At 65.2% G+C, this 24,818-nt stretch carries 22 protein-coding genes; 4 read left to right on the forward strand and 18 right to left on the reverse strand.

Annotated features, from left to right (window positions below; all coding sequences use genetic code 11):
• The first annotated feature begins 177 nt into the window (after positions 1–177).
• Positions 178–1,077, forward strand: a complete 900-nt coding sequence (locus F6X61_RS20975) for a LysR family transcriptional regulator (RefSeq protein ID WP_153788322.1) — start codon at positions 178–180, stop codon at positions 1,075–1,077.
• Positions 1,078–1,305: 228 nt separating this feature from the next.
• Positions 1,306–2,610, forward strand: coding sequence for an MFS transporter (locus F6X61_RS20980; protein WP_153788324.1), 1,305 nt, complete (start codon positions 1,306–1,308; stop codon positions 2,608–2,610).
• Here the strand turns inward: F6X61_RS20980 and F6X61_RS20985 are convergent.
• The 15 genes from F6X61_RS20985 to F6X61_RS21050 form a co-directional block, all read right to left on the reverse strand.
• A complete protein-coding gene (locus F6X61_RS20985) occupies positions 2,575–3,537 on the reverse strand; it encodes an aldose 1-epimerase (protein ID WP_153788326.1) in 963 nt (320 codons plus the stop codon). The two genes, F6X61_RS20980 and F6X61_RS20985, sit on opposite strands and share 36 nt — an antisense overlap.
• A gap of 27 nt (positions 3,538–3,564) precedes the next feature.
• Positions 3,565–4,488, reverse strand: a complete 924-nt coding sequence (locus tag F6X61_RS20990) for a DMT family transporter (protein ID WP_153788328.1) — start codon at positions 4,486–4,488, stop codon at positions 3,565–3,567.
• Positions 4,489–4,542: 54 nt separating this feature from the next.
• Positions 4,543–5,823 carry a TRAP transporter large permease gene (locus F6X61_RS20995; protein WP_153788330.1) on the reverse strand — a complete coding sequence of 427 codons (1,281 nt, stop codon included), beginning with the start codon at positions 5,821–5,823 and terminating at the stop codon, positions 4,543–4,545.
• Positions 5,823–6,350, reverse strand: a complete 528-nt coding sequence (locus F6X61_RS21000; RefSeq protein ID WP_153788332.1) for a TRAP transporter small permease — start codon at positions 6,348–6,350, stop codon at positions 5,823–5,825. Before F6X61_RS21000 ends, F6X61_RS20995 begins: the two co-directional genes overlap by 1 nt.
• Before the next feature lie 68 nt (positions 6,351–6,418).
• Positions 6,419–7,390, reverse strand: a complete 972-nt coding sequence (locus F6X61_RS21005) for a TRAP transporter substrate-binding protein (RefSeq protein WP_125462943.1) — start codon at positions 7,388–7,390, stop codon at positions 6,419–6,421.
• Between the two features lie 62 nt (positions 7,391–7,452).
• Complete coding sequence (locus F6X61_RS21010) at positions 7,453–8,346, reverse strand: SMP-30/gluconolactonase/LRE family protein (protein WP_153788334.1); 894 nt, start codon at positions 8,344–8,346, stop codon at positions 7,453–7,455.
• 25 nt (positions 8,347–8,371) lie between these two features.
• Positions 8,372–9,178, reverse strand: a complete 807-nt coding sequence (locus tag F6X61_RS21015) for an NAD(P)-dependent oxidoreductase (protein ID WP_153788336.1) — start codon at positions 9,176–9,178, stop codon at positions 8,372–8,374.
• Positions 9,179–9,262: 84 nt separating this feature from the next.
• Positions 9,263–10,501 carry an OprD family porin gene (locus tag F6X61_RS21020; RefSeq protein ID WP_153788338.1) on the reverse strand — a complete coding sequence of 413 codons (1,239 nt, stop codon included), beginning with the start codon at positions 10,499–10,501 and terminating at the stop codon, positions 9,263–9,265.
• 465 nt (positions 10,502–10,966) lie between these two features.
• Positions 10,967–12,427: a PLP-dependent aminotransferase family protein gene (locus F6X61_RS21025; RefSeq protein ID WP_153788340.1), complete on the reverse strand. Its 1,461-nt coding sequence runs from the start codon at positions 12,425–12,427 to the stop codon at positions 10,967–10,969.
• Positions 12,428–12,444: 17 nt separating this feature from the next.
• Entirely contained in the window at positions 12,445–13,881 is a 1,437-nt protein-coding gene (locus tag F6X61_RS21030) for an L-lactate permease (RefSeq protein ID WP_153788342.1), read from the reverse strand.
• Between the two features lie 12 nt (positions 13,882–13,893).
• Positions 13,894–14,508 carry a glutathione S-transferase family protein gene (locus F6X61_RS21035; RefSeq protein ID WP_153788344.1) on the reverse strand — a complete coding sequence of 205 codons (615 nt, stop codon included), beginning with the start codon at positions 14,506–14,508 and terminating at the stop codon, positions 13,894–13,896.
• Entirely contained in the window at positions 14,505–16,295 is a 1,791-nt protein-coding gene (locus tag F6X61_RS21040) for an FAD/NAD(P)-binding protein (protein ID WP_153788346.1), read from the reverse strand. The genes F6X61_RS21035 and F6X61_RS21040 overlap by 4 nt, the downstream gene beginning before the upstream one ends.
• Positions 16,289–17,320, reverse strand: coding sequence for a 2,3-diaminopropionate biosynthesis protein SbnB (gene sbnB / locus F6X61_RS27420; protein WP_306109319.1), 1,032 nt, complete (start codon positions 17,318–17,320; stop codon positions 16,289–16,291). Before sbnB ends, F6X61_RS21040 begins: the two co-directional genes overlap by 7 nt.
• Positions 17,321–17,326: 6 nt before the next feature.
• Positions 17,327–18,301: a 2,3-diaminopropionate biosynthesis protein SbnA gene (sbnA, locus tag F6X61_RS27425; RefSeq protein ID WP_306109320.1), complete on the reverse strand. Its 975-nt coding sequence runs from the start codon at positions 18,299–18,301 to the stop codon at positions 17,327–17,329.
• 556 nt (positions 18,302–18,857) lie between these two features.
• A complete protein-coding gene (locus tag F6X61_RS21050) occupies positions 18,858–19,415 on the reverse strand; it encodes a TetR/AcrR family transcriptional regulator (protein ID WP_153788358.1) in 558 nt (185 codons plus the stop codon).
• A gap of 130 nt (positions 19,416–19,545) precedes the next feature.
• On the opposite strand from F6X61_RS21050, the gene F6X61_RS21055 reads away from it, so the two are divergent.
• On the forward strand, positions 19,546–20,331 hold the full coding sequence (locus tag F6X61_RS21055) for an SDR family oxidoreductase (protein ID WP_153788348.1): 786 nt from the start codon (positions 19,546–19,548) through the stop codon (positions 20,329–20,331).
• A gap of 10 nt (positions 20,332–20,341) precedes the next feature.
• Here F6X61_RS21055 and F6X61_RS21060 read toward each other — a convergent pair whose 3' ends face one another.
• The 3 genes from F6X61_RS21060 to F6X61_RS21070 all read right to left on the reverse strand — a co-directional run bounded on the left by F6X61_RS21060 (position 20,342) and on the right by F6X61_RS21070 (position 23,765).
• On the reverse strand, positions 20,342–21,646 hold the full coding sequence (locus F6X61_RS21060) for a type II toxin-antitoxin system HipA family toxin (RefSeq protein ID WP_153788350.1): 1,305 nt from the start codon (positions 21,644–21,646) through the stop codon (positions 20,342–20,344).
• Positions 21,643–22,020 (reverse strand): helix-turn-helix domain-containing protein, encoded by a 378-nt coding sequence (locus F6X61_RS21065; RefSeq protein ID WP_153788352.1) that lies wholly within the window; start codon positions 22,018–22,020, stop codon positions 21,643–21,645. Before F6X61_RS21065 ends, F6X61_RS21060 begins: the two co-directional genes overlap by 4 nt.
• A gap of 212 nt (positions 22,021–22,232) precedes the next feature.
• On the reverse strand, positions 22,233–23,765 hold the full coding sequence (locus tag F6X61_RS21070) for a PLP-dependent aminotransferase family protein (protein WP_153788354.1): 1,533 nt from the start codon (positions 23,763–23,765) through the stop codon (positions 22,233–22,235).
• A gap of 287 nt (positions 23,766–24,052) precedes the next feature.
• Between F6X61_RS21070 and F6X61_RS21075 the strand changes: the two genes are divergently transcribed.
• Positions 24,053–24,523, forward strand: coding sequence for a GNAT family N-acetyltransferase (locus tag F6X61_RS21075; protein ID WP_153788356.1), 471 nt, complete (start codon positions 24,053–24,055; stop codon positions 24,521–24,523).
• Positions 24,524–24,818 lie beyond the last annotated feature (295 nt).

The raw sequence follows: 24,818 nt of genomic DNA on the forward strand, positions 1-24,818 counted from the left end.
AGCTTGAAGCGCTCGGTGTACTTGCCCATAAATCCCCCAAGGGTTGGATTGGTGTCCAACTTCTTGGGGGCAGTCCACTGTGTGGGAGCCGGCTTGCCGGCGATGGGGCCGGTGAAGCCAGCACAAAACCCCGCTATAACGGATAATCCCCCGCACCCCCGAGGCCCAGGAGCCCGCATGGACCAGATTCACCTGATGAAGGTGTTCGTCGCCGTCGGCGAACTGGAAAGCTTCGCCGCCGCTGCCCGCCGCCTGGCGATATCCCCGGCGGCAGTGACCCGTGCCGTCACGGCCCTGGAAGAACAACTCGGGGTCAAGCTGCTGCTGCGCACCACCCGCAGCGTGCGCCTGACCGAAGCCGGCGGGCGCTACCTGGAAGATACCCGGCATATCCTCGCCAGCATCATCGAAGCCAACGAAGCGGCCGCCGGCATCAACGCCGCGCCCAAGGGCGACCTGGCCGTGACCGCGCCGATTCTGTTCGGCAAGAAGTTCGTCATGCCCTGCATCGTCCGCTACCTGCAGCAGTACCCCGAGGTGGACGTATCGGCCTACTTCCTCGACCGGGTGGTGAACCTGGTCGAGGAGGGCATGGATGTGGCGGTAAGGATCGGCCAGCTACCCGACTCCGGCCTCAAGGCCCTGCGCGTGGGTAGCATGCGCAGGCTGCTGTGCGCCTCGCCGGAGTATCTCGAACAACACGGCACCCCACGCCATCTGAGCGAGCTGCAAGGCCACGCGATCATCGCCGCCGGCGTTCTTTCGCCACGCACCGACTGGCGCTTCGGCGCCATCGACGACCCGACCCTGATCCGCATGAAGCCCCGCCTGACCGTGACCAGCAACGACGCGGCCATCGCCGCCGCCAGTGCCGGGCTGGGTATTGCCCGGCTGCTGTCCTACCAGGTGGCCGACGAGCTGGCGGCCGGGCGGCTGCAGGTGATCCTTGCCGAGTACGAAGAAGCGCCCTGGCCGATCCATGTGCTGCACCGTGAGAGCAAGTACGGCTCGACCAAGGTACGCACCTTCATCGACATGCTGGCCGAGCACCTGCGTGCCCAGCACCATCTAAGCTGATCTTCGCGACATCGTACAACTAGGTGATTTCCCCATCCAGGCTTCCCACGCAAGGCATATGAAAGCCCCGATATAGCTCAATCAGAGGTCAATACGTCTACGCGATCGCTTAAAATTGTTGTACGACGACCTATGACATGGCACTCTCTCGCCTGAAACAATTTGTCTCAAGTCGCCCGTGCGACCGCGGGCAATCACCAGCAACTCTAAAAATAATTCAGGTGACCCATGAGCATTAAAGGCATCCGTTGGTGGATGGTCAGCCTTGTCACGGCTGGACTGGTCGTCAACTACCTCGCCCGCAATACCCTCTCGGTGGCTGCCCCCACCTTGATGTCCGACCTCTCCATCAGTACCGAGCAATACGCCAAGATCGTCGCCACCTGGCAGATCTGCTACGCCCTGATGCAACCCATCGCCGGCTGGGTCATCGACTTCATTGGTACCAAGCTGGGCTTTGCGGTGTTCGCCCTGGCCTGGTCGCTGGCCTGTGCCGGGGCGGCGCTGGCCAGCGGCTGGCAGAGCCTGGCGTTCATGCGCGGGTTGCTGGGGATGACCGAAGCCGCCGGCCTGCCTGCCGGCGTCAAGGCCACCACCGAATGGTTCCCGGCCAAAGAGCGTTCGGTGGCCATCGGCTGGTTCAACATCGGTTCGTCATTGGGCGCGTTGCTGGCGCCGCCGCTGGTGGTCTGGGCCATCCTGCACAGCGGCTGGCAACTGGCGTTCGTCATCGTCGGTGCCTCGGGGATCGTCTGGACCCTGCTGTGGATGCTGCTGTACAAGCACCCCAAGGACCAGAAGCGCCTGAGTGCAGCGGAGCGCGACTACATCCTGTCCGGCCAGGAAGCCCACTTCAAGCAAGAGGCGCGGGTCAAGGGCGCCTGGAAGCGCATCTTCAAGGAGCGCAACTTCTACGCCATCGCCTCGGCGCGGATCCTCTCCGAGCCGGCCTGGCAGACCTTCAACGCCTGGATCCCGCTGTACCTGATGACCGAGCGGCACATGAACATCAAGGAAGTGGCGATGTTCGCCTGGCTGCCGTTCCTGGCCGCGGATATCGGTTGTGTGCTGGGCGGTTACCTGAGCCCGCTGTTCCACCGCTACTGCAAGGTGTCGCTGTTCACCTCGCGCAAGATGGTCCTGGTGTTCGGCGCCAGCTGCATGATCGGCCCCGCCTGCATCGGCCTGGTGGAAAGCCCGTACACGGCGATCCTGCTGCTGTGCATCGGCGGTTTTGCCCACCAGACATTGTCCGGCGCGCTTTACTCGATCACCTCCGACTCGTTCAGCAAGGACCAGGTGGCGACCGCCACCGGCATGGGCGGCATGTTCGGCTACCTGGGGGCGGCGGTGTTCACCCTGGTGTTCGGCATCCTGGTCACGCAGATCGGCTACAGCCCGCTGTTCGTGGTGCTGGCGGCGTTCGACATCGTTGCTGCGTTAGTGGTGTGGAACCTGGCGCGCGAACTGCGCAGCGAACCCCGTGAGGCGGCACCTTTAGAGGCGCAGGTGGTGCTCGGCTCGGGCCGTTGACCCCGTTGCGTTTGTATCAAAGGGGCTGCTTGCAGCCCCTTTGACGTTTTCAGTCGGTGCCAGCGCCTGGTACTGCAGGCTGAAACCCAGGTGCAGCCGTTCATGCTGGCGCAGCAGCCGCAAGCCCGGCCGATCGGGCAAATGATGGGCGTTGATCGGGTGGCTGACCGGCTCGAAGCAGAAGAACCCCTGCCCCTGGGGGCAGTACAGCAGGTAGTGATCGGCACCCCTGGCATGGCAATCGAGGCGATAACCCGCCGTCGGCTGGATAATGCTGCAGGCGCCTTGCCAACCGCTGAAGGCATGATCGACCACCTCGCTGGGCAATGCCTGCGGCGTGTCGAAACACCATTGCGGCGGGATCGTGGCCTGGCGCGAGGGCAACTGCCCCTCATCACCCACCCACACCTGCTGCGCGGGCGCCAGCAAGCGGGTGTCGGCGAAGCGCGGAAAGTACGGGTGAAAGCCCAGCCCATGCCAGGTCGGCCGTGGGTCGAGGTGGGTCACTTCAAGCTCAAGGGTCAGGCAGCCTTCATCCAGGCGCACGTCCAGGGTCGCGTGGTAAGCAAAGGGCACCTGGCTGTCCAGGCTCAGGCGGGCATGGCCGTCATCCACGTTGTCGACCTGCCAGGGCTGGTGCCAGGCACTGCCATGGATAGGGTAGGGGTCATGGTCGGTATTGGGCGCCAGCGCCAGCCAGCCGTCAGGGCACTGGAAACCGCCCTCAGCGATGCGGTTCGACCAGGGCGCCAGCAGGTAGCAGCCCAGGCGCCGTGGCGATCCGCTGGCCAGGGCGGCGGCATCACTGTGGCGCAGCAGCGCCTGGCCGCTGGCCTTGACCTGCCAGTTGACCAGGCTGGCGCCCAGGGTAGGCGCCAGGCTCAGGCGGGTCAGACGGTCTTGCAGGTGCAGTTCAGGCACAGGCATCTAAGCGCTCCAAGGTTGCAGGCAGCTTCAGCCCGCCTTGCGATAGGTCAACAGGACGATCCCGCACACCACCACGGCGGCGCCGAGCAGCTGCAGGGTATTGAGTAGCTGGCCGAGCAGGGCCCAGCCCAGCAGCAGGGTGGCGATCGGCTCGATGTTCATCACCGGGGCGTTCTGCGCCATGTTCAGCCGCGGCATGCACACGAACAGCAGGGTGAAGGCCGTGCCGTACAGCACCACCAGGCTGGCCAGGGCCAACCAGCCGCCACTGCTGGCCGGCAGCGCCAGCCCGGCCGGCATCAGGCCACCGGCGCCGGCCAGCAGCATGCTGGCGAACACGATCAGCAGGGTCAGCATGCTGCGCACCGGGCCGCGTACCCCAGCCAGCTTGTGGTCGGTGATCCACAAGGCGCAGGCGAATACGCAGGCAGCGCAGAACGCCAGGCTCACCCCCAGGGTCCAGTCCGGGGTGGCCTCGGCGCTGCCGTTCAAGCGTGAGGGCACGTCCAGCGCCAGCACCAGACCGAACAGGATCAAGCCCATCAGCACGGCGGTGCGCCGGGTTGGCCGCGGCCCGCCGAGGGCCCAGGTCAACAGCGCCAGCAGGATCGGGAAGGTGTTGCCCACCAGCAGCGCCAAGGCCACCGGAATGCGGGCCACGGCCGAGTACAGGCACAGGCTCTGGGTGGCGATCAGCAGGCCCAGCAGCAATTGCCAGCGCCACGCGCCGGCAGGCAGCCCCAGCGGCTGGCGTTGCCACAGCAGCAGGCCACCCAGGGCCAGCAGGGTCAGGCCCGAGCGGCAGAGGATGGCCAGCAATACGCCGGTGTCGTTGTCGAAGGCGATGCGCGCGGCAATGTGGTTGCCGGCGAAGCAACAGGCCAGCAGCGCCAGCAGCGCTACCGCCAGTTTGCGGGGGAAGAGGTGAGGCGTAGCGAGGGCGACAGCCATGATGCAGGGTCCGTTTGCAGGGGAGGGCGGGCCATCAAGGCCCGCCTTGTGGCATTACAGCACCACGCTCGGCAGCCACAGCGAGATGGCCGGAATGTAGGTCACCGCCATCAGCACCAGGAACAGCGCCAGGTAGAACGGCAGCAGTGCCTTGACCGTGGATTCGATGCTGACCTTGCCGATCGCCGAGCCGACGAACAGCACCGCCCCCACCGGTGGGGTGATCAGGCCGATCCCCAGGTTGACCAGCATGATCATGCCGAAGTGCACCGGGTCCACGCCGATACCGGTGATCACCGGCAGCAGGATCGGTGTGAGGATCAGGATCAACGGCGCCATGTCCATCACCGCGCCCAGCAGCAGCAACATGAAGTTGATGCACATCAGGATCACGTAGCGGTTGTCCGACAGGGTCAGGAACAGCGTGGTGATCTTCGACGGGATCTGCATCAGCGTCATGACGTAGCCGAAGCTCGCCGCGAAGCCGATCAGGATCATCACGATGGAGATGGTCCGCACCGTGCGGTGCATCAGCTTGGGCAGGTCGCGCCACTTGTAGTCGCGGTAGATGAACATGGTCACGAAGAACGACCAGACCACGGCGATCGCTGCCGACTCGGTGGCGGTGAATACCCCGGACAGAATGCCGCCGAGGATGATCACCATTGCCATCAGGCCCCACAGCGCCTCACCGGCGATTTTCAGCGCCTGGCGCAGCGGGATCACCTCGCCCTTGGGGTAGTTGCGTTTTTTCGCGAAGATCAGGCACATGCCCATCAGAATCGCGCTCATCAACAGCCCAGGCATCACCCCGGCCATGAACAGCGAGGCAATCGACACCGTGCCCCCGGCCGCCAGCGAGTACAGCACCGAGTTGTGGCTGGGTGGGGTGAGTAGCGCCTGCACCGAGCCGCTGACGGTGACGGCGGTGGAGAACTCCCGTGGGTAGCCCTTGCGTTCCATTTCCGGGATCAGCACCGAACCGACCGAGGCGGTGTCGGCCACCGACGAGCCGGAGATCGCGCCGAAGAAGGTCGAGGCGGTGATATTGACCAGCGACAAGCCGCCGCGCACGAAGCCCACCAGCACCCCGGCGAACGCCACCAGCCGCCGCGACATTCCGCCTTCGGCCATGATCGCGCCGGCCAGCACGAAGAACGGAATGGCCAGCAGCGAGAACTTGTTAACCCCACTGGCCACCTGGATCATCATGGCCTGCAGCGGGATATCGATCCACCACGCACCGATCAGCGCCGACAGGCCCAGGGCATAGGCCACTGGCATGCCCAGCAGGATCAGCGCGAGGAAGCTGCCTATCAGAATCAACGCATCCATCATGCCGCTCCTTCGTTGGCTTCGACGACGTCAAAGCGCATCACCTGGCGCTGGCTTTGATCGCCGAGGATGAGTTTTTCCAGCACGAATACCAGGGTGATCGCGCCACCGATCGGGATCGGCGCGTAGGTCAGCCCGACCCGCACCGACGGCAGGGTGGCGAGGAACTGCTTCCAGGTGGTCACGCACAGCTTGTAGCCGTACCAGGTCATGAACACGCACACCAGTAGCATCAGCAACTGCACCAGCACTGCCGCAGCCTGGCGCTGGGCGGGTGGCAGGCGGTCGGTGAGCATCGCCACCGCCATGTGTGCCCCGGCGCGGTAGCTGGCCGCCGCGCCGAGGAAGGTGAACACCACCATCAGCAGGATCGCCACCGGCTCCGGCCAGCTGGAGCCGGTGCCCAGCACGTAGCGGGCGAAGATGCCCCAGGGAATGATCAGCGTCATGGTCAGGATCGACAGGCCGGCGATCCAGATACAGCCGCGGTACAGGGCGTCGTTCAGACGCAGGAATGAATTTTTCATAGGGCATCACCGAAGCTGCAGGGTGGCGCGTGCCGCCCTGCAGGAGTCATCTGGGAACGGAGCCGGGGTTACTGGACCTCGGCGATGCGCTTCATCAGGTCGGCGTATTGCGCACCGTACTTTTCCCGCACGGGGGCGGTGGCGTCGAAGAACGGCTTCTTGTCGACGCTGATGAACTCCACGCCCGCCGCCTTGAGCTTGGCTTCACTGGCAGCCGACTTGGCGTCCCACAGTGCACGCTCTTCCATCTGCGCCTCGCGGGCGACAGTCTTGACCAGGGTCTGCTGCTCGGGGGTGAGCTTTTCCCAGGTGGTTTTCGACATCACTACCGGTTCCGGCAAGATCAGGTGGCCGGTCAGGGTGAAGTACTTGGCGCTCTGGTAATGGTTGTGCTCCAGCAGGGTCGGCGGGTTGTTCTCGGCGCCGTCGATCACCCCGGTCTGCAGGGCGCTGAAGATTTCCCCGGTGTCCATGGCGATGCCGTTGCCGCCCATGGCGTTCATCATGTCGAGGAACAGCGGGTTGCCCTGCACGCGGATCTTCATGCCCTTGAGGTCTTCGATGCTGCGCACCGGCTTTTTCGTGTAGAGGCTGCGGGTGCCACCGTCCATCCAGGCCAGGGCCACCAGGTTGAAGTCGGAGTTGGTGATCTTGTCGAGGATTTCCTGGCCGATCTCGCCATCGATGACCTTGCGCATGTGCTCGTGGTCGCGGAACACGAACGGCATGTTGAACACGTTCACATCCGGTACCACCGGGCCGACGATGCCCAGGCTCACGCGGGTCATCTGCACCGCGCCGATCTGCGCCTGCTCGATCACTTCCTTTTCCGAACCCAGCACACCGCCGGCGAACATCTTGAAGGTGATCGCGCCGTTGCTGGCCGCTTCGAGCTTCTTGCCCATGTGTTCTTCGGCGACCACGGTCGGGTAGCCGCTGGGGTGGATCTCGGCGAACTTGATGTTCAGGGTGGCGGCCGAGACCGACATGGACAGGGCGAAGGGGAGGGCGGCCAGTAGCCACTTGTGCTTCAAGGTCATGAGGAAACTCCGGTGTTGTTATTGTCTGGTTTCGTTCGTGTGGGCAGTGCGGTAGAGCAGGCTCAGTTGCGCCAGGCAGGCTCCTCCAGGCCTTTGACGCCCGGGGTCAGGGCGAACACGCCACCGGCCAGCGGCTGGTCGGCAAGGTCCACGCCTGCGGGGCGAATCGAGGTGACGAACAGCGTGTCCAGGCCAGGGCCGCCGAAGGCGCACATGGCCGGCTTCTTCACCGGCACCGGCAGCGAGCGGTCGAGCTTGCCGTCGGGGGTGAAGCGGTGCACCAGGCCTGCGTCGTTGCCGCAGATCCAGTAGCAGCCGTCCTGGTCGATGGCGGCGCCGTCGGGGCGGCCGGGGTAATCGCGCATGTCGACGAACAACCGGCGGTTGTGCGGGGTGCCGCTGTCGGTGTCGTAGTCGAAGGCCCAGATGGCCTGCACCTGGGGGTGCGAGTCGGACAGGTACATGCGCCTGCCATCGGGGCTGAAGGCCAGGCCGTTGGGCACGATCATGCCGTCCTGCTGCAGGTGCAGCGGCTGGCCGTCGCCGTCGTGGCGGTACAGCGCGCCAACCGTGGCGCCTTGCTGCATGTCCATCAACATGGTGCCGGCCCAGAAACGGCCCTGGCGGTCGCAGCGCCCGTCGTTGAAGCGCATGCCCTCGCGAGCATGGGCCACGCCAGCCAGCGGGCGGCTGGCCAGGGTGCCCTGGGCGGTGGGTTGCAGATGGAACAGGCCGCTCTGCATGCCGGCGATCCAGCCGCCCTCGGGGCTGGCGCTGCGGGCGATGCAGGCGAGCATTTCATCGGCCTGCCAGTGTTGGTGCGTGCCATCTGCCGCCCGCCAGCGGTGCAGCTGGCCGGCGGGAATGTCTACCCAATACAAGGCCTGTTCGCTGGGGTGCCACACCGGGCTTTCGCCGGTGCCGTTACGGGCGTCGAGGATCAGTTCTGCTTGCATGGATGGCCTCCTGGCCCTGGATGGCTCAATCGAAAGGCCCGGCAGCGACGAAGGCGCCACCCTGGTAGACCATCGCCGGGTCATCGGCGGCAGGCATCGGCTGCGCCTGGACCTTGGCCTGGTACACCTCGGAGGAGTCCTTCGGTGCGTAGCCCAGGTGCGCGGCGTAGCGGTTGTCCCACCACTGCGTCGGGTTGGCCGAGGCGCCGTAGACCACGGTGTGGCCCACGTTCGGGGTGAACAGGCCACGCTCGATCAGTTGGGTGAGGTCGTCATAGCTCAGCCACGAGCTGAGCATCCGCCGGTTCTGCGGCTCGGGGAACGACGAGCCGATGCGGATGCTGACGGTCTCGATGCCATAGCGGTCGAAGTAGAAGCTGGCGACGTCCTCGCCGTAGCACTTGGACAGCCCGTAGTAGCTGTCGGGCCGGCGCAGGGCATGGGCGTCGATGCGCTCGTCCTGTTTGTAGAAGCCGATGGTGTGGTTGGAGCTGGCGAAGATGATGCGCTTGACCCCATGCTTGCGCGCCGCCTCGTAGATATGGAACACGCCGCAGATGTTGGGGCCGAGGATCTCCTCGAACGAGCGCTCCACCGATACGCCGCCGAAGTGGACGATGGCGTCCACCCCTTCGACCAGTGCCAGCACCGCAGCCTTGTCGGCCAGGTCGCAGGTCACGACCTCCTGGTGGGGGCCGCTGGCGGGCGCCATCGGGCTGATATCGGACAGGCGCAGCACCTCGGCGCAGCCCTGGAGGCGCTCGCGGAGCACTTGGCCCAGGCCTCCTGCGGCGCCAGTGAGGAGCAGGCGGTTGAAGCGGGTAGTGGTCATGGCAGGCTCGCAGTTGTCATTTGTTGTAGGTTGTCGTATGACTAAAATCGATTATCGACAGCGCTTCCGCTGCTTGTCAATCACTCACAGCAGCGACAGCGGATAGTTGAAGATCAGGCGGTTCTCGTCGAATTCGTTGTTGCTGAAGCTGCGGCGGATGTTCGAGTTGCGCCACTTGATGCTGAGGTCCTTGAACGCCCCGCTCTGGATCACGTAGGCCAGCTCCGATTCGCGCACCCATTCCTTGCCATCGCGGATGGCGCCGCTGTGCACGTCGTCACCACTGATGTAGCGGTTCATCAGGGTCAGCCCCGGCACACCGACGGTGACGAAGTTGAAGTCGTGGCGCACCTGCCAGGAGCGCTCGTTGGCGTTGTCGAAGCTGGCGTTGTAGCTGTCGTTGGCCAGGGTGCCGCCACTGGTGCCGTTGACCCGCATCCAGGTGTCGCCGCTGACTTTCTGCAGGCCGACGTAGAAGGTGTTGCCACCCACCCGTGCCGAGAACATCCCCGAGTAGGTCTTGTTGTCCAGTTTGCCGGCGCGCTCGGCGCCGTCTTCGCCGCCCTGGAAGTAACCGAGGTTGGCGCCCAGGGTCCAGTTGCCCAGTGGCTGGCTGTGGCTCAGTTGCAGGTACTGCTGTTCGTATACGTCCTTGAGCACCGCGTTCCACAGGCCGACCAGAGTGCGGTCCTGGTTGAACTTGTACTCGCCACCGGCGAAGTTGAAGCGGTCCGAGATACCACGGCCGTAGCTCATGTCTTCCATGCTCGCGTCGTTGCGCGGGCTGTTGCCGCGGAACTGGCCGCCGTAAAGGGTCAGGCCGGCGATTTCGCTGGAGGTGAGCTGGCCGCCGCGAAAGGTTTGCGGCAGCGAGCGGCCATCGTCCGCACGCAGGATCGGCAGCACCGGCATCCACTCACCGATCTTCAGTTCGGTCTTGGAGATGCGCGCCTTGCCCGCCACCGCCAGGCGGCCGAAGTCGTCGGCCGGGCGCCCGTCGTCGTGACGTGGCAGCAGGGCGGTGCCATAGGTGCCGCCACCGCCGTCGAGCTTCACCGACCACAGCCCCAGCACATCCGCGCCGAAGCCGACCGGGCCCTCGGTGAAACCGGAGCGGGCATCGAGGATGAAACTCTGGGTCCACTCTTCGGCCTTGCTCTGCGGGTTGCTTGGGTCGACGAAGTTACGGTTGATGTAGAAGTTGCGCAGGCCCAGGGTGGCCTTGGCATCCTCGACGAAGCCGGCGGCCAGGCTGGTACCGGGCAGGTTGCCGAGCAGGGCGGCGCCGAGCAGGGCGAAAGGCAGGGGTTGGCGGATGTTCATGCTTGTTGTGCTCCCGAATGTGAGGCAGCCGATTGCCGGGCACGCGCAGGCGGCCAACGGCAGCGGTGGTTCAGTTCAGCCCGTCAGGGCATGAGGGGTCGAGCGCGCAAGGCGCTAGGTGGCCAGGGCCTGCGGCAAGGGTTCGCCGGGGAGCGTTATCGGGAGACGGATGTGCAGCGACGGGCGCGGGGTGCGCGAACGGAATGTTGGCATGGGACTCTTCACTGATTGTTGTTTTTGTTGTGTGTTGTCGTACAACCGTGGCGATTATTATCAAGTGAGAATCGGCTTGTCAACGTTCTATGGGGTTCAACTTGTGCCGGGTTGTACGATCCCTGTGTAGGAGCAACTGTCTTGCTCAACTGATAAAGCTAGCGCGATCCTTGTGGGAGCGGGCTTGCCCCGCGAACACGGGCGAAGCCCGTGCCACCCTGCGTGACACAAGACCGCTCCTACACAGAGCGTCTAAGGCATTTGCAGGGTTGGCAGATCAATGGCAAGCGGTTCCAGCGCCTGCCGGGCACACTCGCCCAGTACCTTGAGCCCCTGGGCCAGTTCTGGCGTCAGCGGCCTGCCCAGGCACAGGCGCAGCCCCGTGGTGGGCTGGCCATCGGCGAAGAAAATCCCGCTGCCAGCGATGTGGTAGCCCCGCTCATGGGCCAACTGCTGAAGCAAGGCCATATCGGTCCCCGCCGGCAATTCCAGCCAATGGATGAACCCCCCACGCGGCGGCACGTAGACCGTGTCCACTGGAAAGGCCGAACGCACCAGCCCCAGCATCGCCTCATTCACGGTGGCCAACTGGCTGCGCAGCCGGGCGCAATGCTCGTCCATGTAGCCGCGCCCGATGAACTCGTTCAGCGCGCTTTGCGCCAGGCTCGACACCGCCAGGTTGCGCGAGAACATCTGCGCGAGGATGGCATCGCGGTACTTGCCGGCCACGCACCAGCCCACCCGAAAGCCTGGGGCGACAGTCTTGGAGAACGACGAGCAGTAGATGGTCTGCCCGGTGCTGTCATGGCTCTTGAGCGCCCGTGGCCGCTCGGTTTCCGGTACCAGGTCGAAGAAGATGTCGTCCTCGATGATCGGCACATCGGCCTCGCGGGCCAGTTGCGACAGCCTGGCGCGGGCCGCCTCGGGCATGATGAAGCCGCGCGGGTTCTGCAGGGTCGGGTTGAGGAAGATCACATCGACTTTTTTGAGCTTCAGCGCCTCTTCGAGGTGCTCCATGTCGATGCCGGTTTCGCCGTGGGTGCGCATGGGCAGCGCACGCATCCCCAGGCGCTCGATGGTCTGCAGGATGCCGTAGTAGGTAGGGGTTTCGATGGCCACCGTGGCGCCGCGCCGGGCCACGGCCTCCAGGGCCAGTTCCAGGGCGACGGTATCGCCGGAAGTCACTAGCACTTCGTCCGGGCCGCAGACCACGCCCCGGGTCAGCATCAGCCCGGCAATGCGCCGGCGCAGCGCCGCATGCCCGGGTGGGGTCACCAGCCCGGCGATGGTCAGGTCGGCCTTGCTGGCCAGTGTGGCCATGCACTTGTTGAGCAGCACGTGGGGGGTGAGGTCGCCGTGCAGCACGGCCGAGCTCAGCGACAGGGTGGTGCGGCTGGCTGCCTGGGAGAGCATGGCGACCACCGCGTGGTTGACGTTGACCGTGACGCTGGAAAAGTCGAAGCGGCTGGCCGGGTTGGCGCGCCCCGCTGCCGAGACGAAGTAGCCGACCCTGGGCTCGGTCAGCACATAGGCGTTGGCTTCGAGGTCGGCCAGGGCCCGCTGTACGGTGGTGATGCTGGTGTCGAACAGGCGGGCCAGGGTGCGGATCGACGGCAGCTTGGTTTGCGCCGGCCATTCACCGCTGTCGATCTGGCGGATGATCCAGTCCTTGACTCTCCGCCAGCGTTTATCAGGTGCTTCGAACCGATCCATGGGGTCTTTATGCCAGCTTAGGAATGACCTCCCAGAACATAAAGTAAAACCACCCCGGTTGCAGCAACGATGGCGATGTTCAGCGCCACCAGGCCGAAGGCGAAGCGGATCAGCCCGTGCTCTTCATCGCGGTTGGCGGCCGCCAGCCCGGTGATCAGCGACAGGATCGACAGCGAGCCCAGCGCACCATGCCCGGCGGCGCTGTTGACCATGGCCGCCAGCCATGGCCCGTAGTCGCTGCCCAGGGCGGCGATCGACGGCATCACCAGGGTGTTGCCGCCCACGTTGGAGCCGGTGACGTAGCCGGCGATACCGGCCAGCAGCGCCACGGTCGGCGCCAGCGAAATCCCCGACAGCGATTGCAGGGCGCGCTGCGCCTCGACCAGAAAGCCCGCGTTGACCATCACCTGCGACAGCAGCAGGAACAGGAAGATGGTCGCCACCGGGAACTTGGCGCGCTTGAGCAGCGAGGCCCATGGGAAGCTGCCCTCGGCGCGCTGGCGCAAGGTCATCAGCACGGTGACGATCAGCAGCGCCAGCCCCGGCGAGGCCAGCGGCTTCCACGATACATGCTCGCCCTTGATCACCCACACGCCATCCCAGCCCGACAGTACGAATACTGCGCGCGAGGCGACGATTACCCCCAGCAGCGCCAGGTACGGCCAGGCTGCCGCCGGCCAGCGCACCAGGCGCTTGCGCTGCAGGTACGAAATCACCAGGCCCACGGCGGCCACTGTCAGCCCCGCCAGCACGCCCGAGACCTCAGGCCCGACAAAGCGGTTGATGCCGTACAGCACCGCGCTGAACAGCACCGAAACCGCACACAGTCCCAGCCACGGCAGGGCGCTGCGAATGCCAGCCTGCCACAGGGCGATGCCCGCCAGCACCAGGAACACCGGCGCGCTGATCAGCGCCGAATGGCTGCCCAGCTCGTTGGCCGGCAGGTGGGTGAGCAAGCCGCCGATTACCGTGGCCAGGCCCAGGGTGCCCCAGGGCATGATGACCATGCCGGCCAGGGCGATCTTCATCCCCGCCTGGCGCGAGAACAGCCCCATCAGCAGCGGCACGGTGGCGATCAGCGAGACGCCGAAGCCGGTCATCGCTTCCAGCAGCGGCGCCAACCCCAGCACGATGAAGATCACCTGCGCCGGTGGCTTCCAGCCCAGCTCGCGCACCCAGGCACCGATGGCCTGCGGCGCGCCGCCGCGCTCCACCAGGATGACGAAGGCCAGCCCCGGCACGATCACGCAGGCGGTGCTGAGGAACAGGATCATCGTGTCCTTGATGATCGCCGAGCTGGCGGCCGCCGACAGTGGCGCCGCGGCGCCCATGCCCCACAGCAGGAAGACCACCGCGACGCCGGCCAGGGCCGCCTGCACGGGCGGGCGACGCACCAGCAGGATCAGGGCGATCACCAGGCCGATGGGCGACATTTGCAACAAGAGAGCAGCCATGTGCTGTGTTCCTTAATCGTGGGTCTGACCGCTGTACTCGGTGGCGCGCATCGAGGGGCGGTCGCAGAAACGCTGGTACCAGGCGTTCAGGCGCGGGTGCTGGGAGAAGTCCGAGAGCTCGCGGAACACGATCCAGTCCAGGGCGGTGCCCAGGGCTACGTGACCAACGCTCAGCGGGCCGTCGAGTTCGACCTGTTGTTCGAGGTAGCGGTACGACTCTTCGAGCTTGTACTTCTGGCCCTCGCCATAGGCCGGATAGCGCAGGTGCGCCGGGCGGCGCTCGACTTCCCAACGCAGCTTGATGCCGACATCGCACAGGCCCTGGGCCAGCGCCTGCAGGCGCAGGGCCTGGTAGCGCTCGGGGCCTTGCAGCGGGATCAGCCTTCGCCCCTGGTGCAAGGTGTCGAGGTAATCGCAGATCACGATCGAGTCGAACAGCGCCTCGCCCTCGGGCAGCATCAGCACCGGCACCTTGCCCAGCGGGTTGGCCTGGTAGATGGTCTCGTTGCGGGTGGTGGGGCTGGTCTCGTGGTGGATCACCTCCAGGCGCTCGGCGAGCCCGAGCTCATGGGCCATCACCAGCACCTTGCGGGCGTAGGGCGAGTGGGTCTGGTAGTAGAGCTTCATGGGGCGGTCCCTGTGTCGAGGATGGCCGAGGCGGCCTTGTGGGCGTCGATGAACAGGCGCGACGGCGCGCCGGCCGAGGTGACGTAGTGGTTGTAGTAGCACGAGCCCTCGGCCAGCGGCCCGAGCACCCAGAGGTTGCGCACCGGTTCGCCGCTGCTGGCGCGCGGGTGGCAGGCCGCGTCGACATCGATGCCATCCAGGCCCGGCACGTCGGTGCGCGGGCGGATCAGGCCAAGCCGCGCCAGGTCGCGCACCGGGGCGCAGTCGCTGTCGTGCACGCCGCTGCCCTGCACGTAACCGGCCACGCGCCGGTAAGGCTTGGCGGCTGGCACCGCACCTGGAGGCAGGAAGGTCAGCAGCCCGGCGTCGCTCAAGGCCAGCAGGTCGGCGTGACGTTCCTTCTGCGGCCCGGCTACCAGGCGGTTGATCGCCTTGTGCCAGCGGCCGTAGAACTCCCGGTGCGAAGCCTCGGTGAGGCCGTCGAAGTCGACCGCCTCGCGCAGCCGGTCACGCAGGTCGCGCCACACCTCGATGGCCGCTTTGACCGGAGACTCGGCGCGGCCGATACGGGCCTCGTGCAGGTCGGCCTCGATGGCGTCGTAGATCCACGCATGGTAGTTGTGCGCGTTCACCTGGGCCGGCAGGCTGTGCAGGATCAGCGCCTGCGGGTCGATGGCGCCGGACAGCGCCTCGTAGTGACGCAGCAGGCTCTCGCTTTCGTGGGTGTCGGTGGGCGTTTGCAGGCTGACGCTGCGCAGTTGCTCCAGCACTTCACGGTGGCGCGCCGGGTCGGTCTTGGCGTGCAGCACCGCCATGCCGGCAGCGCGCATTTCCAGCAGCATGCGCGGCAGCACGGCACGCTCGAAGTCCAGCTGGCCGTTCGGCGCCTGCTGGCGCAGGGCATCGATATGGGTGCTGGTGAGGAAGATCGGCTTGTGCCGTGGCGCCCGGGTCAGGCCGTTGGGGCGCGCACGGAACGGCAGGCCGTCACGCGACTGGATATAGATCACCGGCTCCTTGCCGGACGGGAAATACACATGGCTGGCGTCGGCCATGCGGTGGTAGGCGCCACCGCGGCCAGCGGTCAGCGCCGCCAGGGTATCCATCGCCCCCAGGCCCAGGCCTTCGAGCAGCACGGCTTCGCCGGCGGCGATGCTGTCGAGGCTGCCCGGCAGCGGGTAGATATCGCCCACCCGGCCTTCTTCTTCTGCCCGCACACGCCCGGTATGGCCGACGGTCAGGATCAAGCGGTCCACGGTCACACTGTCGCCCGACGGCAGTTTGAGCAGATAGCCCTGCTGCGCATCGGTGCGCAGGCCGACCACCGGGTGCGGGTGCAGGCGCACCGCCACCCAGGCTGGCGCGCTGCTCAGGATGCGCGAGAAGGCATCGGCCAGATAGGAACCGAGCAGCCGGCGCGGAAGGAAGTCCTCCGGCTCCACCGCGCGCCCCTCGTCGGCCACCAGGCCGGTCTTCGGGTCGACCTTGACCCCCTTGGCCCGGCACCAGTCCAGGAAGTCCGGGCCCGAGCGTTCGCGGGCATCGTGCAGGGTGCCGAAGGCCGCCGCGTCGGGGTACACCCCGAGTTGCCCGGCCACGGTGTTGAGCAGCAGGTAGTCCGGCTGGTTGGGCCAGTGGGCGCCGGTGCCGAACACGTTGGGGTCGAAGATGTCGATCACCAGCGGCTGTTGCGGGCGGGTTTCGGCGATGCTCAGCAGGCGCTCGAAGATCGACAGCCCGCGCGAGCCGCAGCCCACCAGGCCGATGTGCAGGGGCTTGCTCACCATCTGCGCTCCTCCCCGAAGAACGACGGCACGGCGACCGCCGAGCCTTGCTCGAGGGCGACGTCATGGATACGCCGGCCCAGGGCCAGGTCGAGGATGCCCATGCCGAACGGCGAATAGATCAGGGGTTTGTCACGCTTCACTTCAAGTTCGCCGCGCAGGATCTGTGCCACGGTGCCGGTGACGAAATCGCGGTGGCCGAAGCGCTGCTCGGCCAGGTGCGGCGAGGTGTTGGCCTTGAGGCAGTGGCTGACGTCGTCGAAGTAGTTGTAGCTGGCGGCGACGATGCCGGCGTCGATGTCGCGCAGCGAGATGTTCAGCACGATCTGGCCTGGGCGGAAGGTGTCGTCGCCGCTGACGTAGGGGGTGCCGGCGCTGGTGGCGAACACAACGACATCGGCTTGGAGCGCTTCTTCCAGCGACCACAGTTGCACCTGTGGCAGGCCCAGTTGCTCGCCGAAACCGGCCAGTGCCTCGGCCGACTCGCGGTTGAGGTCATGCACGCCGACCTGGCCGAACGACCAGTCGTCGCCGATGAAGGTGTCGAGGATGTTGCGGGCGATCACGCCGCCGCCAATGATCGACAGGCTGCCGGCACGCTTTTGCTTGTCATTGAGCAGCCATGCGCCCAGCACGGCTGAGGCGGCGGTGCGCACGGCGCTGATCAGCGCGCCTTCGAGCAGGGCGTAGGGGTAACCGGTTTGCGGGTCGTTGAGGATCAGTACCGCCGAGGCCCGTGGGATACCGGCGTGGATGTTGTCCGGGTAGCTGGCGATCCACTTGATGCCTGACACCGACTGTTCGCCCTGTTTGTCGACGATCGCCGCCGGCAGGGCAATGATGCGGTTGGCCGGCTCTTCGGGGAAACGCAGGAAGTAGCTGTCCGGGTTGACGGTTTCGCCGCGCTCGTGGGTGAGGTAGGTCTGCGCGACCACCTCGATGGCTTCCTGGCGCATGCCGGCAAGGATGTCCTTGACGGTGGCGCCGGGGATCACGTGGAACGGGGGAATCGAAGCTTGTGCGGTCATGACTGGTTACGCCGTAAGGGAGAGAGGGAATTCGGGGAACAACGGTTGCAGCGCGTCCGGGCCCAAGCGTTGGCTGACCCAGTCGTCTGAATAGAGGGTTTCCAGGTAGCGCTCGCCCATGTCCGGGGAGATCGCCACCACCACATCGTCCGGGCGGATCTGCGCTGCCCACTGCTGCACGCCGGCCAGCACCGTGCCGGTGGAGCCACCGAACAGCAGGCCGTAGCGCTGCGCCAGCCAGCGGCACACCTGCACCGTGCGCACCTCGGGTACGGTGAGGAAGGCGTGGATATCGCTGGGCTCGTAGATCTCAGGGCGGCGGCTGGTGCCGAGCCCCGGGATATGGCGGGTGCCGCCGGGCAGGCCGAAGGTCACCGAACCGACCGAGTCCACCGCGATCACCTTGGTGCGTGGGTGGTGGTCGGCGAAGTAGCGCTTGCAGCCCATCAGCGTGCCGGTGGTGCCGGCGCCGACGAACAGGTAGTCGACATGCCCGAACTTCTCGGCGATGGCCCGCGCGGTGGCGTTGTAGTGGGCCAGCGGGTTGTTCGGGTTCTGGTACTGGTTGAGCCAGATGTAGTCGGGGTTCTGCGCGACCATCTGTTCGATCAGGCGGATGCGCGAGTAGAGGAAGCCACCGTTCTCGTCGCGCTGGTCGACCACGATCACCTGCGCGCCGAGAGCCTGGATCAGCTTGCGGTTGGGCGCCGAGGTGTTCGGGTCGATGACGCAGACGAACTGGTAGCCCTTGGCAGCGCAGACCATCGCCAGGGCCACGCCGAGGTTGCCCGAGGAGGATTCGATCAGCCGCGTCCTGGGCGTGATCAGCCCACGGCTTTCCAGGTCGGCGACGATCGCGTGGGCGGTCTTGAGCTTGATGGAGCCGGCCGGGTTCAGGCCCTCGATCTTCAAGTGCACCTTGGCACTGCACAGCTGATCGACCTGAACGTAGTTATTTTCGTTTATCAGTTGCTTGATCATTAGGGCATCCCTGTCAGATTTCCTGAATGAAGCGGGCCGTCCGGCCGTTGGGCCGGCAGGCTTTGAAGTAACGGGGCAGCAGGGAAGTGGGGTACCGGGTGGTAGCGCTTGCCTGTTCTACGGTTATCTACAAACGCGCTTTCCATCCGTGGAAACGATGTTGCTCATGATGTTGGGGTTGGCATGCAAGTGCGCGCCGGGCGGGTGTGCCTGGCGCTGCGGGAGTGATGGTGCGGGGCGGGGAGGGGAGGGCGACAGATACAGAAAATCGGGATTTTTCAATACAGGGGAGGTAGGTGGAGCAGCCCTGGCAAGGATCGATCTGCTGGCAGCCTGGCGCTCCTACGTCATCGCGAATCAGGCGCGGGAAAGCGTGATGGCACCGACCAAGGTGACAATCACCCAAACACGTGGGAGCGGGCTTGCCCCGCGATTGCAGCAACGCGGTGTATGGCACCGGCATGGCCGGTGTTCGCGGGGCAAGTCGCAGCGGCGCACCGCCGCTCCCACGCTATGGACTGCGCGATGTGTCATACAGCGCAGGCCAAGGCAGTGGCTAGGTCAGCAGTTGCTTGCGGCAAGCCTCAAGAATCTCATCCGCCAACGCCGAATCATCCGGGCAGGCGCGGGACAGCGTGATGGCACCCACCAAGGTGGCAATCACGCTCAAGCGCCGGGCACGCTGAGCCTTTTCATCGGCAGTATCGATTGGCCCGCCGGCCGCCTGCAGCGTCTGAAGCAACTGCTCCAGCCCGTCGGCAAACACCGCCTTGACGGCCTCGGGCTGGCGCGCCGCATCGTTGCTCAGCGCCGCCAGGGTGCAGCCTGCTGCCGGATTGTCGCGGTGCTCCCTGGACAGGTACTGGCCCAGGAAGTCCGCCAGCTCGACCCCTTCGCTGCGCGCCGCGCTGTTGGCCAGGCCACACGCCGCGGCCTCGGCCATGAGGTCGGCCTTGGAGCCGAAGTGCTTGTAGAACCCGCCATGGGTGAAACCGGCAGCGGCCATCAGGTCGGCCACCCCGACCCCGTCATACCCCCGCTCGCGAAACAGCGAGGAGGCCGTCTCGACAATGTGCGCGCGATTGGCTTGGGCTTGTGCCTTGCTGACTTTCATGGCGGGCGACTCCTGCACCGGGGTGGTGGGGCTCAGCATACATTGATGTCGTTCATCATCAAAATGTTGACACGTTTAGATTATGATCGTAATCATAATGGCAGACACACCCAACCTTGAGGATCTACCCATGAGTGCCTTGCCTACCGTTCTTGTCACCGGCGCCTCCAGCGGCATCGGCGCGACCTATGCCGAACGTTTCGCCCAGCGTGGCCACGACCTGGTGCTGGTCGCCCGCGATCAGGCCCGGCTGGAGGCTCTGGCCGACCGCCTGCATGAGCAATTTGCCGTCGCGGTCGAGGTGCTGATCGCCGACCTGACACAGGAAGAGGCCCTGGCCAAGGTCGAAGCCCGTTTGCGTGAAGATGGCCGCATCGGTGTACTGATCAACAACGCAGGCCAAGGCCAGTCGGGCGGCTTCCTCGGGCAGAACGGCGCAAGCCTCGAACGCCTGATCGGCCTGAACGTCACCGCCGTCACCCGCCTGGCGGCCGCCATCGCCCCGCGGCTGGCCGAGCAGGGCAGTGGTGCGATCGTCAACATCGGTTCGGTGGTGGGGTTGGCGCCGGAGCTGGGCATGACGGTGTATGGCGCCACCAAGGCCTTCGTGCAGTTCCTGTCACAGGGGCTGGCGCTGGAACTGGGGCCAAAGGGCGTCTACGTGCAGGCCGTACTGCCGGCGGCGACCCGCACCGAAATCTGGTCGCGCTCCGGGCTGGACATCGATTCGCTGCCTGAAGTGATGGAGGTAGAGGATCTGGTCGATGCCGCACTGGTGGGCTACGACCGGCGTGAGGCGATTACCATCCCGCCGTTGCAGCACGCCGAGCGCTGGGCGGCGCTGGACGGTGCGCGGCAGATGTTGATGGGGGATTTACGCCAGTCCCAGGTGGCTGAGCGTTATCGCGCTGTGTAGCGAGCCAGGTTCACAGCCCCTCGCCAAGGTACAGCCGGTGTGTCTCGCCAATTCGTTCACTGGCGGTGGCAGGCACGCCCGCTGCCTTGGCAAAGCGTGGCCACTGCGCGACGGCCTCGCAGACTTCCTTGATGATCCGCCGTGCGTCCATGCCGCGCACCTGGCTGGCCACGCTCAGCAGGTCATCGAGGGTGAAGTCGTCGCGCTTGCCGTTGACCGTCATCTGGTGGGTGTCTACCCAGAAGCTGCCGGGCAGGTAGGAATAGGACACGTCGTAGGCCGGTGTGAGGTACCAGGTACCGTCGGTATCCATCATGAAGGCCGTGTTCTTGGTGTGATCGTCCTGGTTGCGGGCGACCAGGTTGAAGACCATGCGCCGGTAGAACTGCTCGGCCCCGTCTCGGGAAATCCTCAGTGCACGCATGACCCCGAACGCCTCGGCGTACGAGTACTGGCCAGGCTTGCGGAAGTCGGCATGGTCGAGTGCGCACAGGGTGGCCACGTGGATTTTCTCGCCTTCGGCCGTGCGGTCGAAGCGCTTGGTCATGAAGTGGGCGCGGCCTCCCTCTTCCAGCAAGCGGCACTCGGTCATGCTGATGCCCGCGGCCTTCGCCATCAGGTGATAGGCGTACTCGATCCGCCCGTAGCCCTGTGAATCGGCCAGCAGTTTCGAGTCCTTGGCTACATCGAACTTGAGCAGCCAGTACTCGAACCCCGGGGGCGCGGTGACCTGGCCTGAGCGAATCTCACCTTGACCATCGATGGCGATGACGGCTTTCGCCCGTGCCCCGCCCGCGCTCGTGCCGATCTGGATGAGGTGCTGCAGGGCCGCGTCGTCCACCGACGGGTCATGGGCGTTGAGCCGTTCGGCGATTGACTCACGATCCGACAACACCTCGCTCGCGAGGCGCACCAGGGCATCGATCTGGATACTTTCTGCCTTGTCCCGCTCGGTGGCCAGCGCCGGGCGGTATTCCAGCGCGCCCATGCCTCGCTCACCCTGGTACAACAGGCGCTCGACCGGCGTGAACGTGGCTTTGCTGCGCCCTTGCTGGGCCAACCAGGCATCGATCAGCGCATTGCCGAAGTCATCGGGCAGGGAGTCGGCCAGTATCGACGGCAGGCCTTTGAAGGTTTCGCGGTCCAGGCCATGAAATACGTAGATGAAGTCCGAGCGCAAGGGCATGTGGACAGGTGAGATTTCCAGGCCGGTCCTGACGAATTCGGGGGTGTATTCGAATTCTCCAACCTGGGTTTGCGGGTTCCAGTTGAGTGCGCCTACGTATACATCCCAGAGGTAGATTTGTGCGATCACCAGCTTTCATCCTTGTGGGGTTTCTGGCCACCAATGAGCGAGGGCTTGCCAATCGGGGTTCTGCCGGTGTGTTCAGGCGCCGGGTGGGTTGCCCGTGTGACTGTCGCTCGCTGCCGTTGCTTGCCCTGCATTTTCGCCAGTTGCAAGGGGCTGCTTCTGACTTCCTCGATCAGGCTGGCGAGGCGCTCCAACTCCCCAAGCACCCGCAGCACGGCGATTACGTTGACCAAGGTGCCTTTGCCGGCCGTCAGCTTGCGGTAGGTTTCCCGGGAGATCCCGGCTTCATGGGCAACGATGTCCTGGCCGATATTACGCTTCAAGCGGATCGCTTCAATGCGCTGGCCGATCTCACGGGCGATGGCGTCGTCGGTCATTGAGGTGGCTTTCATAACGCCTGGGATCCTATGCTTAAAAGGCTTTTATCGATCTCTTTGCCTAGAATATTAGGCTTTGAAAAGCGATTTTTAAAGGTGGCTCATATTTTTTATAAAGCCTGTTTAACTAGGCGTTATACGGTTTTTAACGCTTTTGAGCCAAGTATTCTAGGCGTTAATATCAGAGGGTTGATAGGGCGGTTTCGGTGCCTTCATTTGCCACAATTGGTTTCGTGGAGTACGACTTGTCGACGCGAGCGTCCCGCAGAAGCCAAGCTTGCGAACACTTTTTCCAGTTTCACCACCGCGGCCTTCATCTCGGCGGTGGTTTGAGCGGCAAACCCCATCAGCAAGCCAACATCGTTCCTCGCCAGCGCATACAGGCTGCCCAGCCCCAGCAGGTCGATCCCCACCCCGCGCGCCGCCCTGACCACGGCGTCTTCAGGCAAGGCCTGGACGAAATGGCAGGGCATCTGCAGCCCTCCGGCCGGGATCTGCGGCACGAGAAATGCCGCCAGGTGCCGCTGAACGAGATCCGCCAGCACATCGCGCCGTTCGGCATAGAGCCCACGCATGGCTCGCACATGGGCGTTGAAGTGGCCGCCCTCCATGAACCTGGCCAGGGTCAGCTGGGTGATGGACGCGTTATGGCCGTCCTGCAGGGTTCGCGCGGCGGTCATCGGCGCGACAAGTTGCGGCGGCAGCAGCAGGTAGCCGATGCGCAACCCGGCGAATAGCGATTTGGTGAAGGTGCCGATGTACAGCGTGCGCTCATGCGGGTCCAGGCCCTGCACGCAGGCGGTGGGGCGGCCGGCGTAGTGAAACTCGCTGTCGTAGTCGTCCTCGATGATCCAGGCGCGTTGCTGTCTGGCCCACTCGATCGCCAGCAGACGCCGGTCAAGCGACAGGGTCGCGCCGGTCGGGTATTGGTGGGAGGGGGTGAGGAACAGCGCCCGGGCCTCCGGCGCGAGGTCGGCCATGGCATCAACCTGCAGGCCGTGCGCATCCACGGGCACTGGCACGCATTCCAGGCCGGCGGCGGTTACTGCCTTGCGGGTGCCCTGATACAGCGGGTCCTCGACCAACACCTTGTCGCCTGCGTCCATGAGCACCTGGGCGCACAGGCCAAGGGCCTGCTGCGAGCTGGTGAGGATCAGGATGCGCTCGGCGGATGCCTGGGCCCCGCGCTCGAGGTTGAGGTAATCGGCGATCGCCCTGCGCAACGGCGCCATGCCCTGCGGCTCGCTGTGCTCCAGCGCCCGCGTGCCGTATTCCCTGTACACCTGGCGCTCCAGCTTCTCCCAGATGGCCAGGGGGAAGTGCCGGGTTTCGGCCACGCCGGGGGCGAAGGGGCGAGGGGACTGGAAGTTGTGCACGCCACCGCTGTGCAGAATTGCCGTGCCTCGGCGGCTCAACTGCACAGGGGCTTCGTTGTGTGCCGGGCGCTGGCGCTTGCGCAACGGCAGGCACCGGGCCCGTTGCGACACGAAGCTGCCGCTGCCTATGCGCCGCTCGATGAAGCCCTCGGCGTGCAACTGGCTGTAGGCCGACTCCACGGTATCGCGCGACACGCCCAGGGACTGCGCCAGCGGGCGCGAGGCGGGCAGCGCCTTGCCCACCGGCAGTGCGCCGTCAAGGATCAACTGGCGGATCGCCCGTTGGATGCGCGCATGCAAGGCCAGCGCGTTGTGTGCGGGGTCATTGATCCAGGCTTTTACCGATTCCAGTTGCGCGTGTTTGAACATTGGCCTGATTCCCTGGCGGATGGATCTGATTAATGGCTGCCAATGCCGGGGCCGCTTCGCGCCCCTTTCGCGGCGCAAGGGGCGCAAAGCGCCCCCGGCAATCTCAAGCCTTACTCCTACCAGGAGTTCCAAAATGGTCTGGCCATTACCAAACAATTGGCAGGTAAAAACCAACCATTTATCCGCTATAAAACCCAGGCCCGCAAGCAACCACCAAGGAAGGCAAGCACTACGGGCAGGCCGGCCCCTCACTCATTCACACTGTTTTGTCCAAAGGGGTTCCAACCATGACCACCATCCAACTGCCCGTTTTCGTTCGCCGAGTGAAGCAAGCCGATCTGCAGCCCTGGTGCGATTACTGGGCGCAATACCAGGCCTTCTATCAAGTGGACCTGGGCCCAGCCATCACCGAGCGCACCTGGGCCCGCTTCTTCGACCCGGCCGAGCCCATGCACTGCGCTGTGGCCACCGACGGCGAGCAGATCTTCGGCTTCGTCCACTATGTGTTCCACCGCTCGACCTGGGGGCGTAACGACTTCTGCTACCTGGAAGACCTGTTCGTGTGCCCGAGCGCACGGGGCCGGACGGTCGGCAAGCGGCTGATCGAGTTCGTCCAGGATCACGCCCGGCAGCAGCAATGCGACCGGCTGTATTGGCATACCCAGGAGACCAACCGGACTGCGCAGCGGTTGTATGACTGGATTGCCGAGAAGCCGGGAGTGATCGAGTACCGGATGCCGCTGGATGTTGCTAACTAAGCCTATCGTTGCCGGTGCTGGCGCCATCGCGGGGCAAGCCCGCTCCCACAAAATTGCGCCGCAAAACCTGTAGGAGCGGGCTTGCCCCGCGATGGGCCGCAAAGCGGCCCCAATGCACCGAATGATCGATAGCTGATTCAGGCCTAGCCGTTGATGGTTTTTCGAGTGTTATCGCATGAGGGCCGCAAGGCGCTTGGCGATAGTCTTGCAGCGTTCTTGAGATCGAGCGCCGCCCGCGCGGCGCTTCGCGGGTAAACCCGCTCCCACAGTTTGTTTCGGGCCAATTATTCCTGTG

The sequence above is a fragment of the Pseudomonas sp. EMN2 genome (genome assembly GCF_009650555.1).
GTDB classification, from domain to species: Bacteria; Pseudomonadota; Gammaproteobacteria; order Pseudomonadales; family Pseudomonadaceae; genus Aquipseudomonas; species Aquipseudomonas sichuanensis.